The following is a 16,864-nucleotide window of genomic DNA, read 5'->3' as shown; positions in this document are numbered from 1 at the left end:
TTAAGTCTTCTTGTAGCATCGCTTCATGGATCTCGACGTGCGACGGCTCCGCGTGCTCTACGAAGTGGCCCTGCGCGGCGGGATCACGGCCGCCGCAGCGGCCCTGCACGTCACCCCGTCCGCGGTCTCCCAGCAGCTCGGGCAGCTGGCCCGTGAGGCCGGCTGCGAGCTGCTCGAACGATCCGGCCGAGGGGTTGTACTCACCCCGGCCGGCCACGTGCTCGCCGACCACGCGAAGCGGATCATCGGCGCGGTCGAGCAGGCCCAGGCGGGCCTGGCCGCGCTGCGGCGGGACGTCAACGGAACCGTACGGGTGGGCGCCTTCCCCTCGGCGGCGGGCGCCCTCGTCGCCCCGGCCGCCGCTCGGGCCCTCGCCCGATACCCGGACCTGGACATCCGGGTCGTCGAGGTGGAGGACCAGCAGAGCCGGCTGGACCTGTACTCCGGCACACTGGACGTGATCGTGCTGCAGGAGTACGACCACGTGCCCACGCCACTGGCGTCCGACCTGGACCGGCACCCGATCGCCCGCGATCCGATGCACCTGATCACGCCGGTCGGCTGGGGCAGCCGCTCGGGCCGACTGGGCGACCTGCGTGACGTGCGGTGGATCGCCAGCGCCGAGGGCACCCCGTGCCTGCGCTCGACGTTGCACGCCTGCCGGCTGGCCGGGTTCGAGCCGGACATCCGCCACCGGGCCATCGACTTCGCGCTCACCCTCGACCTCGTCGACGCGGGCCTCGGCGCGGCGCTCGTGCCGGGGCTGGCGCTGCGCAACGTGCCATCCGGCGTACACATCGAACCGCTGGCCGACCCGGTGACCGAGCGGCGGATCTTCGCGGTGACCCGCTCCCGGGGCACGGGGCCGCGTCGGCCCGCGATCGACGCCTTCCTCGCCGAACTCACCGCCACCCAGCGCAGCGATCTGGAGCCCGTGGCCGCGATTCGTTGATCCGCGACGGCGGTGCGTCCGGTAGCTCTCGCACCGGTCGATCATCGACGATGTGCCGGTAGCGCGTCGCGCCGCGACCGCACCGCGGAGCAGGCGGATCAGCCGAGCATCACGCGGTCGCGGGGGAGATCGGCGGTGGCGGCCCGCGCGATGGGCCGGGATCCAGTGTGCCGAAAGGCTTTCGCAAAGCTTTCAGGCGTACGAGTGGCGCTCACGGACCTCCACTTCGCACAGGCGTAGTGCCCAGACGCGAGACCGAGCGGATGAAGTCGGCCGCCGAAAGCCGCTCTGGTTTTACCCGTTGGACACCTTGCCGAAATCGTTTTCGTACGACACGCTAGCGGCGGACAGTGATACCCACCACCTCGGGCGCGGCGAAGACGATCGATGCGAGAGCCGCGCCGGATCCGGCGGGAGGCGGATGCGATGCCAGGTACCTCGCCATCGCGCGCGGCCGCCCCACGAGCAGCGGCCTCCTCCCGTCCCCGCCGGAACAGCGCCTACGCCGGCTCACGCAGCGGCTTGGTCCCACCAGATCTGACGGCACGACCCGCACCACCGGAGTCAGCCTCCACTCGCCGGGAGCGCGTGGCGGCGGCCTCCGATCGATAGACCCGAGGAGAGGAATCATGAGGAAATCCCTGGGCAGGCGCACTGCCCTGCGTTCGATGGCAGCGGTCATGGTGGCGGCGTTGACTATCGGCGCGGCCGCGTGCGGCGGTGACGAGCCGGCGGGCTCGACCGCCGCCGAGGCGGGACCGGACGGCGTCGATGACGGCAGCGAGCTCACCATGTGGACCCGCGCCCCACTGGAGAAGCAGGCCAAGCTCCTCGTCGAGGCGTACAACTCCAGTCATCAGAACAAGGTCAAGCTGACCGTCGTACCGAACGACGACTACGTGGCGAAGGTCGGTGCGGCGGCCGGGGCGGACGGTCTTCCGGACCTCTTCGCCGCGGACATCGTCTACGTGCCGAACTGGGTGAACCAGGGGCTGTTCCAGGACATCAGCGCGAACATCAACGGCCTCGGCTTCAAGGACTCCATCAACAAGGGGCACCTCTCGGCCGGCACCGTCGACGGCAAGGCGCACGTGCTGCCGTTCGTCCTGGACCTGTCGATGCTGTTCTGGAACAAGCAGTTGTTCAAGGAGGCCGGGCTCGACCCGGAGAAGGCCCCGGCCTCGCTCGAGGAGTACGCCGCCGCCGCGAAGGCGGTGCAGGGGCTGAAGAAGGAGGGTGTCTACGGCACGGCAACCGGGCTCAACTGTGGTGGTTGTCTGGTCTTCACCTGGTTCCCCTCCATCTGGGCCGACGGCGGCCAGGTGCTCAGCGAGGACGGCACCGAATCCAAGCTCGCCGACCCGATCGCACAGCAGGTCTACCGCACCTGGAACGACCTGTGGAAGTCCGGCGCGGTGCTGCCCGCCTCGGAGGGGGAGACCGGTCCGACGTGGACCGCGGCGTTCACCGAGGGCAAGGTCGGTCTGATGCTCTACCCGGCGACGCTGCTCTCCTCGACCCCGTTCGACGTCGGCGTGGCCGGCATCCCCGGCCCCAAGGGAGGCGCCTCCACCTTCGTCGGCGGTGACGGTATCGGCGTGTCGAAGGACTCGAAGAAGGCGGCGCAGGCCTGGAACTTCCTGAACTGGATGATGTCCGAGCAGGCGCAGGTCGAGGTGTTGGCGAAGAACAAGGACGTGGTCTCCCGCGCCGACCTCGCGAACAACAAGTACGCCGCCGAGGACCCGCGGCTGGTCACCATCAACGAGGTGGCCGGCAAGGGTGACACTCCCGTCGCGCTGAACTTCCAGCAGGCGTTCAACGCGCCGAACAGCCCCTGGCTGACCCTCGTCCGCAACCAGGTGCTCAACGGCAGCGGCGATCTGCAGAAGGAGAACGGCGAGATCACCGGCGTTCTCCAGCAGTAGCCGAGGCGGTCGCGGGTGGGTGCCGGCAGGTACGGCGGCCGCCCGCGACGCCGATGCCACCCCGGAAGCCGTCGCTCGACCGGTCCCACCTCACCGGAGAAACGGAAGGTCCCCGATGACAGTCACCGCACCGTCTCGACCGCCCAGCGCGGCGATGCGGGGCCACGCCCGGCGCCGTGGTCGCCGGGGCCTGCTCGGCTGGCTCTACGCGACACCGACGGCGGTCTTCGTCGTGGCGTTGTTCGTGGTGCCGTTGCTGCTGGTCGTCAAGATGTCGCTGTCCAGATGGCCCTTGCTGACCGGGGACCAGGGGATCAACGCTCCGGACAACTTCACCAAGGCTGTCGACCACCGGTTCTTCACCGACTCGGTGGTGTTCACCATCAAGTACACCGTGCTGGCCACCGTACTGCTGCTGGCTCTCGGGTTGGGGCTGGCCCTGCTCGTGCAGGAGTCGAGCAGGTGGAACAGCCTGCTGCGCGCGTCGTTCCTGATTCCCAGCGCTCTCGGTCTGGCTTCGGCGTCGTTGCTGTTCTACGTGCTCTACTCGCCGTACGCGAGCCCGCTGGCACCCGTGATGGACAGTCTGGGCTTCACCTTCCTCGGTTCACCGACCGCGGCGCTGCTCTCCACGACCTTCCTCATCGTGTGGCGCTACGCCGGCTTCTACATGGTGCTCATGCTCGTCGGCCTGCAGGGCATACCGGCGGACGTGTACGAAGCCGCCCGCTCGGACGGTGCCAGCCGGTGGCAGACCTTCCGGAAGATCACCCTGCCATTGCTGCGTCCGACGCTGGCGCTGACGACCGTGCTCTGCGTGACCGGTTCGCTGCTCGCGTTCGAGCAGTTCTACATCCTCACGAAGGGCGGGCCGGACAACAGCACGATCACCGTCGTGCAGCTCATCTACATGGTGGCGTTCCAGGGGCAGAACGATCTCGGTGTGGCGGCTGCTCTCTCGGTCATCGTGCTGCTTGCCCTGATCGTCATGAACGCCCTGCAACTGCGCGCCTTCCGGTCCGAGGAGAGGTGACGCCGATGGTCACCGAATCCCGATCCCGCTCGACGGTCGCCGGCGGATCGACTTCGCGCGGCGCGCCGGCCGGTCCGACCAGATCGCGCGGCGTCACCATCGCCGGCATCGCGCTGCGAACACCGTACTGGGTGTTCACCGGGGCGGTGGGCCTGATCTTCCTGGCTCCGCTGCTCTGGACGGCGGTGGCCTCGGTCGCGCCGCACGCCGGCACGAACCAGGTGGACGGCTGGGGGCTCGGCAACTACGAGACGCTGGCGAACTACCAGGCCGGCATCTGGCGGTACCTGGCGAACTCGACGGTCGTGTCGCTGCTGACGGTCGTGCTGACCCTGCTGGTGTCGTTGCTCGGCGGTTACGCGTTCGCCCGGTTCCGCTTCCCCGGCCGGAACATCCTGTTCCTGCTCACGCTCGCCATCCTCATGGTTCCCTACGCGACGTTGCTGATCCCGCTCTACGTCCTGCTCAACCAGGTCGGGCTGCAGAACTCTCTCGTCGGCGTGGCTCTCGTGCTCACGATGTTCCAGCTGCCGTTCGCCACCTTCCTGATGCGCATCTCCTTCGAGGCGGTGCCACGGGAGCTCGACGAGGCCGCCATGGTCGACGGCTGCTCCTCGTTCGCCGCGCTGTGGCGGGTGTTGTTGCCCGCGGTGAAACCGGGTCTGATCACCGTGGGGTTGTTCGCGTTCCTCGCCGCCTGGAACGACTTCATGGCGCCGTTGATCCTCATCAACGACAGCGAGCGGATGACGCTGCCGCTCGCGGTGTCCAACCTGCGCGGCCAGGTCCAAGGTGTCGTCGACTACGGGGCGACCGAAGCGGGCGTCGTCGTTCTCGCCCTCCCGTGCATCGTCCTGTTCCTGCTGCTCCAACGACACTATGTGCGCGGCTTCATGTCCGGCGCGCTGAAGGGATGACCATGAGCGCACCCATGGCCGCGCCCGTCCTGCCCGTCCGTGGCCGGCTACGGCCGCTGGGGCTGGACGACGTCCGGATCACGGGCGGCTTCTGGGCCGAACGTCAGTCGATCAACGCCACCGCGACCCTCGCGCACATCGAGCACTGGCTGGAGCGGACGGGCTGGCTCCGGAACTTCGACCTGGCCGCGCGGGGTGACCTTCCCGGTGGCCGTCGTGGGCGCGAGTTCTCGGACTCGGAGATCTACAAGTTCCTCGAGGCGTTGGCGTGGGAGATCGGACGGACCGCGGACGCCGAACTCGAGTCGAGCTTTCGCGGCATCGTCCGGCGGGTGGCCGCGGCACAGGAGCCCGACGGTTACCTCAACACCAAGTTCGGTCGGCCGGGGCAGGCGCCGCGGTGGTCCGACCTCGAATGGGGCCACGAGCTCTACTGCGTCGGGCACCTCATCCAGGCCGCGGTGGCCCGGGCACGCACCCGTCCGGGTGCGGCCGACGGACTGCTCCAGGTCGCCTGTCGCGCCGCCGACAACGTGTGCGCGACGTTCGGGCCGGACGGCATCGACGGCGTCTGTGGACACCCGGTCATCGAGACCGCGCTGGTGGAGCTGGCCCGGACGACCGGCGAGGACCGTTACCTCACGCAGGCGGCGCTATTCGTCGAGCGCCGGGGCCATGGCCGGCTCAGCGATGTGGAGTTCGGTCGGGAGTACTTCCAGGACGAGCGTCCCGTCCGGGAGGCGACGGTGCTGCGCGGGCACGCGGTCAGGGCGAACTATCTCGCCGCCGGCGCGGTGGACGTCGCTGTCGAACTGAAGGACGCCGGCCTGCTGGAGGCGGTACGCAACCAGTGGAGCAACACGGTGGCGAGCCGCACGTACGTCACCGGTGGGCAGGGTTCCCGCCACCAGGACGAGGCGTTCGGCGAGGACTGGGTGCTGCCCCCGGACCGCGCCTACTCGGAGACCTGCGCCTCGGTCGGTTCGGTGATGTTCGCGTGGCGGCTGCTGCTCGCCGACGGTGATCCCCGGTACGCGGACCTCATCGAGCGGACGTTGTACAACGTGGTGTCGACCTCGCCGTCGGTGGACGGGCGGAGCTTCTTCTACACGAACACGCTGCACCGCCGGGAGCTGGGCACCCTGCCCGACGCCGATCGGCCCAGCCTCCGCGCGGCGTCGTCGCTGCGTGCGCCCTGGTTCGAGGTCTCCTGCTGCCCGACCAACGTCGCCCGTACGCTGGCCAGCCTGGCGACGTACGTCGCCACCTGCGACGACGAGGGGCTTCAGCTTCAGCAGTACATGCCTGCCACCGTCGAGCACCGTCTCGCGGACGGGCGTGAGGTGAGCGTGACCATCGCGACCGGCTACCCGCACGACGGGGAGATCCGGGTACGCATCGACAGCGACGACGAGCGCCCCTGGTCGCTGTCGTTGCGGGTGCCCGCCTGGGCCGACAACGGCGCGACGGTGACCATCGACGGAGACCGCCGGCCGGTCGGCCCCGGCCTCGTAACCGAGCGCCGGACCTGGCGACGCGGCGACGAGATCGTCCTGTCGTTGCCGGTCGCGCCCCGGTTCACCTTCCCCGACGAGCGCATCGACGCCGTGCGGGGTTGCGTGGCGGTGGAGCGCGGCCCCCTCGTGCTCGCCGTGGAGTCCGTGGACGTGCCCGGCGTGGAGACCGTCGACGAGCTTCGCGTCGACGTCGGCGAACCACCCCGCCTGGTGGACGGCCGGGTCACCATCCGCTGCCACCGCGTACACCCACCGGACCACGAATGGCCCTACCAGCCGGACCGGGACGGGTCGGCGCCGGTCGTCGGTGAGGTGTTCGACGTGGTGCCCCTGGTGGAGTACCACGCATGGGCCAACCGTGGGCCTTCGACGATGCGCGTCTGGCTTCCCGCGGTCACCGACCACACCGATCAGGACTGACGGGCGGGCCTGATGTCACCGCCTGACCGGCCCGGTTCTCGCGCCCCTTGATGTTAACGCTAACACCGATGTCCGCTCCCTTCCGGCCACGACAACGCCAGTCCGCGCGACGACCACCGAGGTGCAGCACGGTGCCTCCTCAGCAGCCCAGCAGCACCGACGACAAGGAGGAAGGAACATGACCCGTAGACGCGTGAGAAGGGCGCCCCTCTGGGCCGCCCTGGCCGCGTTCGTTGTGGGAGGGACGGTCGGCGTGGGATCCCCGGCCCACGCCGACGGCCCCGTCCTGCCCGGCAACGAGGGTGACGTCGGGGTCTACACCGACGGGCAGAGCCACGTCATGGACATCGGCGACCCGGTCTACAGCAACGTCGCCGACGTCGCCGACCGGCTCGAGCCCGGCGTGCCGTTCACGGCCGGGAACATGCACCAGTCCATCTTCGAGAAGGACCTGGCCGCCGGTGGCACGGACTACTACCTCGACCGCGTCCTGGGCGTCCAGGGAACGATCGGCTCAGCGGTGCTGATGACCCGAGGCCGCTCCCTGTACATGCGCGGCGCGAGCAACAACAACTTCACCGTCATGGGCTTCGCCGGCAGCGCGTACGTCGGCGGCCCCAACAACCTCGGCAACCTCTACACCGTCACGGTGCCGGGGCAGACCGTCACCGAGATGAATGCGAACCGGTTCAACGCGCCCAGCCACGCGAAGAGCCGGTACGCCATCGGCGCGACCGGGGTCACCGCCGACCTGACCAAGTTCATCACGTACGACAACGTCGCCGTCACCGCCATCGACTTCAGCAACCCCGGCGACGACCCGGCCACGTTCACCGTCCGCGCCGCAGCGCCGCTGGCCACGGAGGCCGGAAGGAGCGCGGCCGAACTCACCGGCACCCGCACCATCACCAGCGGATCCAACAACGGCCTCGTCGACACCGCGTGGAACTCGATCAAGGTCGACCTCACCGGCGCGGGGTTCACCCGGACCGGCACCAATCTCGACCGCGAGGTCACCGTGCCCGCCGGCGGCTCGCTGTCGCTGTCGGTGGTCGGCGCCGTCTCCTCGGCCACGCTGCCCGAGACGGTCGAGAGCTACCAGGAGTACGCCGGGCTGTCGCCTACCGAGGCGGTGCGCACCGGCATCACGGCCTTCCACCGCCGCTGGGCCCAGGACGTTCCCTACATCGACGTCCCGGACCCGGCGCTGGAGAAGGCCATCGTCTACCGCTGGTGGGGCGAGCGGTACAACACCCTCGACGCCAACGCGCCCGGCCACGTGTACCAGTACCCGACGACGATCGAGGGGGTGAACCTCTACCAGAACGCCGTCGCGCTGACCCAGCCGATGCACCTGCAGGACACCAAGTGGCTGCGTACGCCGTACCTGCCGTACGGCCAGGTGCTCAACATCGGCGAGTTGTCCGGCTCCTCGGCCTTCCTGGACAGCCCCGGGCACACCAGCTGGAACAACCACTACTCCCAGTACATCGGCACGGCCGGGCTCGAGGCGTACAACGTGCACGGTGGTGGCAAGGAGATCGCCCGGAAGTTCGCCGGCTACTTCGAGGGCGACGGCGTCGGCCAGCTCGAACACTACGACGGCAACGACGACAACCTGATCGCGTACGACACCAACTACATGCCCGGCAACGACGCCGACGCCATCACCTTCGGTTTCCCGAAGGCCGACGCCGGAGCGCCCGGGGCGCGGACCATCGAGCGTCCCGAGTCGGCGTACGTGTGGGGCGCGTTCGACGCCGCCCGCCAGCTCTACCAGATCGCGGGGGCCGACCAGGCCAAGGTGGACCAGGTGGCGGCCGGCGCCGACGAGATCCGCGACGCGATCCTCGACCGGCTGTGGAGCCCCGACATGCGGATGTTCCTTGCCGGGACGTCCCACGGCGCCACCAGCGCGGCCAGCGCCAACGGTCGGCCCAACCCGCTGCCCGCCTCGGCCCGTGACCTGATCCCGGCCCGGGAGTCGAACCTCTACGACGTCTACGCCGAGAACCTCATCCCGTTCGACGAGTGGCAGAACTACGTCGACGGGTTCCGCTTCCTCACCTACGGCGACAACTTCCCGATCTTCCCGTTCTACACCGCCAACCAGTACGACCGGACGGCGTACGGGATCGGCGGCTCCAACAACTTCTCCAATATCAACTTCACGGTGCAGTACCGCGGCGTCCGGTCGGCGCTTCGCCACTACGACCCGGAGCAGAAGTACATCACTCCGGCGTACGCCAAGCGGCTGCTCGACTGGATGGCGTGGAGCATCTACCCGAACGCGGACCTGCGCGCCCCGAACCAGGCGGAGTACTACTCCAACTGGAACGCCACCACGAAGACCTACAACCGCAACAACCCGAACCACGTGATGCTCGGGAACATGAACTACATCTTCGTCGAGGACATGGCGGGCATCCAGCCGCGCTCCGACGACAAGATCGAACTCTGGCCGATCAAGTTCGGTTACGACCACTTCATGGTCAACAACCTGCGTTACCACGGGCAGGACGTCACCATCGTCTGGGACCCCGACGGCAGCCGGTACGGCCTGGGCGCCGGCTACAGCCTGTTCCTCAACGGTGAGAAGAAGGTCAGCACCGACCGGCTGGGCAAGCTCACCTACGACCCGAACACCAACCAGGTCCAGGCCGAGGAGGGCCTGGCCGTCACCTTCACCGCTGACGGCGCCAGCCAGTTCCCGAGCGCGGTGAACACCCCGATCTCCGACGACCGGGTCGTCGCGTACCTCAAGACGGCCGGCATCGACCTCACCGAGGACGCGCCGAACCTGGCGGCGGGCGCCGAGCTCAGCTCGTCGTACACCCAGCAGGGCGTGCGGCCCACGCCGTGGCGGCAGTTCCACACGCCCGGCTGGAGCACCACCTCGATGAACTACACGCCCGGCGCGATCAAGGAAACCGAGCGGCCGGTGTCGCTGGGCGCGGTGACCGACGGCGTCACCGCCAACGAGCCGTACTGGGGCAACTACGGCACGACCGACCGCAACGGCTACCTCGAGCTGGACCTGGGCTCGGCCAAGTCCTTCGACAACGTGAAGGTGACCTTCGTCAGCGACCGGCAGGCCGGCGGCTACCACGAACCCGCTCGCTGGTGGATCCAGGTGCCCGACGGCGACGGCGGCTGGAAGGAGGTGCCGAACCAGTTCAAGCATCCCACCGTCCCGTCGGCGAAGTTCAACGAGGCGCTGTTCCACACCGTCACGTCGGACAAGCTGCGCGTAGCGTTCACCAACAACCCGACCTTCTTCACGGCCATCTCCGAGATCCAGGTGTTCGACTCCGGTCGCGACGTACCGGAGGTCTCCAACCAGGCGCCGGTGGTCACCGCCGCGCGGGACGGCTCGGCGGACGGCAACCTCTCCACCAGGCTGGTCGGCACGGCGACCGACGACGGCATCCCCTACGACAGCGAGCTCACCTTCGGCTGGGAGACCGTCTCGGCCCCGCAGGGCGCGGGCGTCATCTTCTCCGACGCGAAGGCGCCGACGACCCGGGTGACGGGCACGAAGGCCGGCGACTATGTGCTCCGCTTCCACGCCGACGACGGCGAGAAGCGGTCGGAGGCGACCGTCGCGGTGACCCTCGCCGAGCGGGAGGTCGTCGCGGAGTTCGGCCGCTCGGCGACGATCACCACCAGTGGTACCTCGTCGTGGGAGAACCACCAGCGGGTCAACGAGAGCAGCACGCCGAACAGCTCGAATCCGGGTGCCGGAAACGGCTGGGGCAACTGGGGCCAGCCGCAGAACGGCACCAGCCCCGAACGGGCGGCGTGGATCCAGTACCGGTGGGACGCGCCCGTGCGGCTCTCCTCGACCGACATCTACTGGTACGACGACAACGGCGGCACCCGCCGGCCCACCGCCACGACGTACGCCGTCGAGAGCTCCGCGGACGGCACCACCTGGACTCCGGTCACCCTCACCGGCGGATCGGCGTACGCCGACGCGCTGGCCACCAACAGGTACAACCACCTCGAGTTCGAGCCGGTCTCGACCAGCTACCTGAGGATCCGCATCTTCGGTGTGATGGGTTCGGGCGCGGGCACCGGCGTGCTGCGCTGGCGCGCCAACGGCGAGACCGTCGACTCGGTGCGTTCGCCGGTGCTCATCCGCACCACCGTGGGCCAGGTGCCGACGCTGCCGAGCACGCTCGACGCGGTCTACGCCGGCGGCGCGCGCGGCGACGTCGCGTTCAACTGGCAGCAGATCACACCCGAGATGGTCGCCGAGACCAACGTCGAACCGTTCGTGGTCTACGGCACGAACGACGCGTACGGCCTGATCGCCGAGGCGCGCGTCTACGTGCGGCCCGAGACCGCGCCGGGCGGCATCTCCATCCAGGGAGCCGAGACGTTCGAGCAGGCCGTCGAGGTGGGTGAGCTGCCCTACCTGCCCGACAAGGTGGAGGTGTCGTACAACGACGGCTCCCGGGACAACCAGGCCATCGGCGTCGACTGGGAATTCGACGAGAACATCGTCGACACGCCCGGCCGCTACACGATCATCGGCAACCTGATCCTGCCCGAGTACGTCAGCGAGGCCGGCACCACCCGGACTACGTTGACCCTGACCGTGGGTGACCCGCCACCGGCCCCCGCCTTCGACGTCGAGGCGCAGGCCCGCACCCAGTGCACCGGCGGCAAGGTCTACGTGCTGGTGACCGCACGCAATGCCGACGACGTGCCGCTCACCATCGAGCTGGTGACGCCGTACGGGTCGCGCACGGTCGCCGACGTCGCCCCTGGCAAGTCCGCCTACCAGGCGTTCACCAGCCGGGCCGTGGCGGTGCCGGCCGGGACCGCCACGGTGAAGGTCACCGGGACCGTCGACGGTGCGCCGGTCACGGAGCAGACCGAGGCACCGTTCGGCGCGCTCAGCTGCGAGTAGCCAATCAAGGGTGGCGGCGCCGGTACGGCGCCGCCACCCTCCGGCCCGACAGGGAGGAGATCGACACCGTGAACACCAGCGTGCTGCGCGGCGGCGCCCCAACGCGCCGGCCGTCGCGCCGGTTCGGCAGGGCGGTCGCCGCGGTGGCGGTCGCCGGGCTCGTAGCCGGCGGCCTGGTCGGCGTCGCCGCGCCGGCCCATGCCGCGGACTCGTACACCTTCACCAACACGACCAATCCGATCCTCGGCGACGGCAGCTACTACTCGGCCGACCCGGCGCCGATCGTCGTACCGGCCGACGCGCCCGGCAACGACAGCGGCAAGGACCAGCTCTACATCTACACCGGCCACGACGAGGCCGGACCGTCCACCAACGACTTCATCATGAACGAGTGGGGCGCCTTCCGGACCACCGACGTCGAGGCCGGCGAGTGGACCCACTACCCGTCGTTGATGCGGCCGGAGCAGGTCTTCGCGTGGGCCACCCCGGGACGCGCGTACGCCGGTCAGGTGGTCCGGGGGGTGGACGGCCGTTACTACTGGTACGTGCCGATCAACGAGCGGGACAGCCCGGCGTCCGACAAGTTCGCGATCGGCGTGGCCGTCTCGGACAGCCCGACCGGCCCGTGGACCGACCACGCGGGCGGGCCGATCATCTCCCAGCGCGTGCCCACACCGAACACCATCCACAACATCGACCCGACGATCCTGATCGACGGCACGGCGCCGAACCAGCGGGTGTACCTCTGGTGGGGCTCGTTCAGCCAACTGCGGATGATCGAGCTTCAGCAGGACATGAAGACCCCGGTCACCACGCAGCGCTCCGTCACCGGGCTGACCGGCTTCTTCGAGGCGGCCTGGGCGTTCAAGCGCAACGACACCTACTACCTGGCGTACGCCGGGAACAACGCCGGACCGACGTCGCAGTGCACGCCGGCGAACTACCACGCCTGCATCGCGTACGCCACGGCGTCGTCGCCGCAGGGGCCGTGGACCTACCGGGGGACCGTCCTGGCGCCGGTCTCCTCGACGACGAGCCACCCGGGCATCCTGGAGTTCGACGGGTCGTGGTACATCGTGTACCACACGGCGGACGCCGTCGGCGGCGGTCACTTCCGCCGGTCCGTGGCGATCGACCCGATCGAGTGGGACGACACGCAGAGCCCGCCGCGGATGAAGCCCGTCACCACGACACCGGTCCGGGGACCGGACCTCACCCCACGACCGAACATCGCCCAGGCGGCGAAGGTCGCAGTCTCCAACGAGCCGGTGCCCACCCAGTACTGGGTGAAGGCGCTCAACGACGAGATCGTCCGGCTCAACCCGCTGCCGCCGGACATGTGGGGGACCTGGACCGGCAACAACCCGCCCCAGCAGTGGGTGCAGTACACCTGGGATCAGCCGATGCGGATCTCCGGCTCGCAGATCGAGTTCTGGAACGACAACCCGCAGGGCAGCGGTGTGGGTGTGGCCGCACCGGCGAGCTGGCGCATCCAGTACTGGGATCTGGACGCCGGGCAGTGGGCCGACGTGCCCAACCCGAGCGGTTTCCCGACCGGCACGCGGGGCTTCCAGGACACCAGCTTCGACCCGGTGACCACCACGCAGGTCCGCGCCGTGTTCGACGCGTCCACCAACGGCAGCACCTACTCCGCGGTCGCGGTCGAGGAGTGGAAGGTCCTCGCCGCGCAGCCCGAGTCCGCCGTCACCGCACCGGCCATCAAGGTGGAGGTGGGGGAGACCGAACTGCCCGACAGCATCCCGGTCTCCTTCGGCGCGGAGACGCTGCGGGTGCCGGTCCTCTGGGACCCGGTGAAGCCGGAGGACGTTGCGGCACCGCGCACGTTCACCACCCGGGGCACCGTGCTCGGGTACGCCGCCGAGCGCGTCTCCGCGCAGGTCACCGTCGTCTCACCGGACGACACCGACGGCGACGAGAGCCCACCGACGCTGACGCTCACCGCACTCGGTAGCGCCGGCGGCGCCGGCTGGTTCCGGTCGGCGGTGCGGGTACGTGTCGCCGGCGTCGACGACCGCGGTGGCCGGATGACCATCGAGTCGCGGGTGGACGCCGACGAGCCCGTCGTCGCGCGCGACGTGCGGTCGGTCGACGTCGCCGTCGCCGGGGACGGCCGGCACACGGTCACGGCGACCGCTACCGACCGGGCGGGCAACAGCTCCGCGCCCGCCGACCTCGCCGTACGCATCGACGCCACGGCACCGGTCAGCGCGGCCACGTTGAACGCCGACACCCGGACGGTCACCGTGACCGCGAGCGACGCGACGTCCGGGCTCGCCCGCATCGAATACGCCATCGGCGCCGGCGCGTGGACGGCCTACACCGGTCCGGTGGCGGCACCCGACGCCAATCGGCAGACCGTGGCGTTCCGCGCGCTCGACGTGGCCGGGAACCTGGAGACCGCCAGGACGGTCACCATCCCGGCGGACCTGTCCGGGCCGCTCACCGGCAACATCGGGCCCGTCGCGACCCCGACCGCCTCCTACACGGCGAGCTGGAACAGCGTCACCGCCCTCAACGACGGCACCGACCCGTCGAACCCCAGCCAGGCGCAGCTCTGGGGCACCTGGTCCGGAAACCGTCCGGCGACCCAGTGGGTCCAGTACGAGTGGTCCCGTCCGGTGCGGCTCACCGGCACCGAACTGAAGTTCTGGCGGGACAGCAACCGCGGCACCGGCGACGGCGTGGCCGAACCCGATGGGTGGGTGCTGCAGTACTGGGACGAGGCCGAATCGGCCTGGCACGACGTTCCCGGCGCGTCTCCCTACGGTACGAGCACCACCGCGTTCAACACCGTCACGTTCGAGCCCGTCGTCACGCCGCGGGTACGCGCCACGGTCCGGGCCAACGGCAACGGCACCACCTACTCGGCGGTGGCGATCACCGAATGGCGGGTCTTCGCCGACGACCCAGGGGCACCACCAGAGCTGCCGGTGACCGTGAGCGCGCAGGCCCGGTGCGTCGCCGGCAAGGCGTACGTCGCGGTGCAGACCCGTAACGACCACGACCGGCCCGTGGACATCGCTCTGGAGACCGCGTACGGCGAGCGGTCCTTTGCGGGCGTCGCTGCGGGCGCGAACGCGTACCAGTCGTTCGCCACCCGGGCGACCTCGGTGGCGGCGGGTTCGGCGACGATCCGCGTCAGCGGGTCGATCGACGGCGACGACGTGACGACGGTCCGCACCGTCGAGTACCCCGGCGTCGACTGCGCCGGCTGATCCCCCTCAAACCCAGTAACGACAACGACAACGGAGCGTCGAATGAGAACGTGGAGTCGCAAGCGGTGGGTCGCGGCGGGTGCCGCGGGTGCTGTCCTGGCAGGAGGCGTGGCGTTGCAGGCGCCGGCTGTCGCCGAGCCCGGCGACAGCACGGACGTGCAGGTCACGGTCGACATCGAGGAGATCGAGGAACCGGGGGTGCTGGCCATGTCGGTCGCCGGTGACTCGGTGGCGCTGGCGGAGGACGGCTCGACCCTGCTGATGCGTCAGTTCGTCGGCACCTTGCCGACGGTGACGGTCACGGACACGCGTACGCCCGAGGAGGTGCCCGACAACGCGGCGTGGGCGGTGCTCGGTAGTGCCACCGACTTCGTCGGCGGTGCCGGCCAGGCGCCGATCAGCGCCGGTCACCTGGGCTGGAAACCACGGCTGATCGACGGCGGTGACACCGGTCTCGTCACCGAGGGCGAGGAGGTGGTCACCGTCCTCGACGAGCCGACCCAGCCCGGAAACAACGTGGGTCTCGTCGACCAGGAGCTGCTGGTGTCGACGTTCGACTCCGGGGCGGTGGCCGGTGACGCCTACACGGTCGACGCCGACCTGTTCCTGCGCACCCCGGCGGACGTCGCGGCCGGCTCGTACACCTCGACGTTGACCCTGTCCCTCTTCGAGTAGAAGCATGGTGGGGGCCGCGCGGCAGCGGCCCCCACCGCCACTCCCGCTGCCCGGAGGACCCGTCATGACCCGAATCGCGTCGCGGTTGCTCACCGTGCTGGCCGCGGTGCTCGTCGCCGTGCCGCTCGCGCCCGCCGGCGCGCCGGCGCAGCCGACGAGTCCCACCCTGACCTGGGCCGTGCAACCGGCCGACGAGAAGGGGCCGGACGGCCGCCGCTGGGTCGAGGTGACCCTCGATCCCGGGCAGGTGGTTACCGAGCACCTGGCCGTACGCAATTTCAGTGACGGCGCGGTGGTCTTCGCGTTGAAGGCGGCCGACGGCTACCTCACCGACAAGGGGCGGTTCAACATGCTCCCGTCCAACCGCGAGTCGGTGGACGGCGGCACCTGGATCGACGTGCAGCGGACGGTCACCGTCGGGCCCAAACAGACGAAGGTGGTGCCGTTCACCATCACCGTGCCGCGCGACGCCACCCCGGGCGATCACCCGGCTGGTATCGCGGCGACGGTCACCAGCAGCGGAGGCACCGTCGCCGTCGAGAGCCGGGTCGGCTTCCGGGTCATGATGCGCGCCACCGGAACGGTCACGGCGGCCCTGGCGATCGGCGACGTCGCGGCCAGGTACGAGCGTTCGTGGAATCCGTTCTCGGCCGGCACCGTCCACGTGACGTACACGGCGACGAACGACGGCAACGTCGCGGTGACCGGAAGCGGCCGGGTGACCGCCGCCGAACTGTTCGGCCTGGCCGAATCGAACACGCCCGCCGCCGTCGAGGAGCTGCTGCCCGGCGGCAGCCGGAGAACTGAGGCCCGGGTGGCCGGGGTGTGGGGGCTGGGGCCGCTCCGGACGACCGTCGAGGCCACCCCCTCCGTGCACACCGGCGACCCGACGGGCGCCGTGATCCGGCGTGGCTCGGCCACCGTGACGGTCTGGGTCTTGCCCTGGCCGCAGCTGGCCCTTCTGGTGATCCTGGCCGTGCTCGTCCTCGCGTACCGGACCATCGCCCGGCGCCGTCGGCGGCGGCTCGCGCGACTCCTCGCCCAGGCCAGGGACGAGGGCCGGGCGGAGGCCCGAGGCGCCGCGCTGGCCGGCGGTTCGCCGAAGACCTCGTGATGCGTGAGCCGACGGTTCGATTCTCAGGCGGCTCGGCTACCGAGAATCAGCACCTCCGGCGGGTCGCAGGAGGTCGAGAAGCCGGGCGGTCGAGCGGATCGCGGTCACAGGTCTTTGGCCATGTTGCGGGCGGTTTCGGTGAAGCCCAGCTGCT

Annotated in this window: 9 protein-coding genes; all 9 read left to right on the top strand. The window is 69.9% G+C overall.

The window, feature by feature from the left end; genetic code table 11:
* Nucleotides 1-25 precede the first annotated feature (25 nt).
* The 9 genes from BXA10_RS22145 to BXA10_RS22105 all read left to right on the top strand — a co-directional run bounded on the left by BXA10_RS22145 (nucleotide 26) and on the right by BXA10_RS22105 (nucleotide 16,710).
* Nucleotides 26-952 (top strand): LysR family transcriptional regulator, encoded by a 927-nt coding sequence (locus BXA10_RS22145; RefSeq protein ID WP_076472738.1) that lies wholly within the window; start codon nucleotides 26-28, stop codon nucleotides 950-952.
* Nucleotides 953-1,581: 629 nt separating this feature from the next.
* Nucleotides 1,582-2,880, top strand: coding sequence for an ABC transporter substrate-binding protein (locus tag BXA10_RS22140; RefSeq protein WP_076472737.1), 1,299 nt, complete (start codon nucleotides 1,582-1,584; stop codon nucleotides 2,878-2,880).
* Nucleotides 2,881-2,995: 115 nt separating this feature from the next.
* Nucleotides 2,996-3,913 (top strand): carbohydrate ABC transporter permease, encoded by a 918-nt coding sequence (locus tag BXA10_RS22135; RefSeq protein ID WP_076472736.1) that lies wholly within the window; start codon nucleotides 2,996-2,998, stop codon nucleotides 3,911-3,913.
* A 5-nt stretch (nucleotides 3,914-3,918) separates the two neighbouring features.
* Nucleotides 3,919-4,830, top strand: coding sequence for a carbohydrate ABC transporter permease (locus tag BXA10_RS22130; protein WP_076472817.1), 912 nt, complete (start codon nucleotides 3,919-3,921; stop codon nucleotides 4,828-4,830).
* 2 nt (nucleotides 4,831-4,832) lie between these two features.
* Nucleotides 4,833-6,767 (top strand): glycoside hydrolase family 127 protein, encoded by a 1,935-nt coding sequence (locus BXA10_RS22125; RefSeq protein ID WP_245828363.1) that lies wholly within the window; start codon nucleotides 4,833-4,835, stop codon nucleotides 6,765-6,767.
* Between the two features lie 178 nt (nucleotides 6,768-6,945).
* Nucleotides 6,946-11,685, top strand: coding sequence for a discoidin domain-containing protein (locus BXA10_RS22120; protein ID WP_245828362.1), 4,740 nt, complete (start codon nucleotides 6,946-6,948; stop codon nucleotides 11,683-11,685).
* Nucleotides 11,686-11,753: 68 nt separating this feature from the next.
* Nucleotides 11,754-14,921 (top strand): family 43 glycosylhydrolase, encoded by a 3,168-nt coding sequence (locus BXA10_RS22115; RefSeq protein WP_245828360.1) that lies wholly within the window; start codon nucleotides 11,754-11,756, stop codon nucleotides 14,919-14,921.
* 42 nt (nucleotides 14,922-14,963) lie between these two features.
* Nucleotides 14,964-15,596: a hypothetical protein gene (locus BXA10_RS22110; RefSeq protein ID WP_076472734.1), complete on the top strand. Its 633-nt coding sequence runs from the start codon at nucleotides 14,964-14,966 to the stop codon at nucleotides 15,594-15,596.
* Between the two features lie 64 nt (nucleotides 15,597-15,660).
* Nucleotides 15,661-16,710 carry a WxL protein peptidoglycan domain-containing protein gene (locus BXA10_RS22105; protein ID WP_076472733.1) on the top strand — a complete coding sequence of 350 codons (1,050 nt, stop codon included), beginning with the start codon at nucleotides 15,661-15,663 and terminating at the stop codon, nucleotides 16,708-16,710.
* Nucleotides 16,711-16,864: the final 154 nt, after the last annotated feature.

Origin of the sequence: Micromonospora avicenniae (assembly GCF_900156065.1) — a bacterium.
In the GTDB taxonomy this organism is placed as follows: Bacteria; Actinomycetota; Actinomycetes; order Mycobacteriales; family Micromonosporaceae; genus Micromonospora; species Micromonospora avicenniae.
Note: the sequence above shows the minus strand (reverse complement) of the source record. Positions and strands in the feature narration are given on the sequence as shown.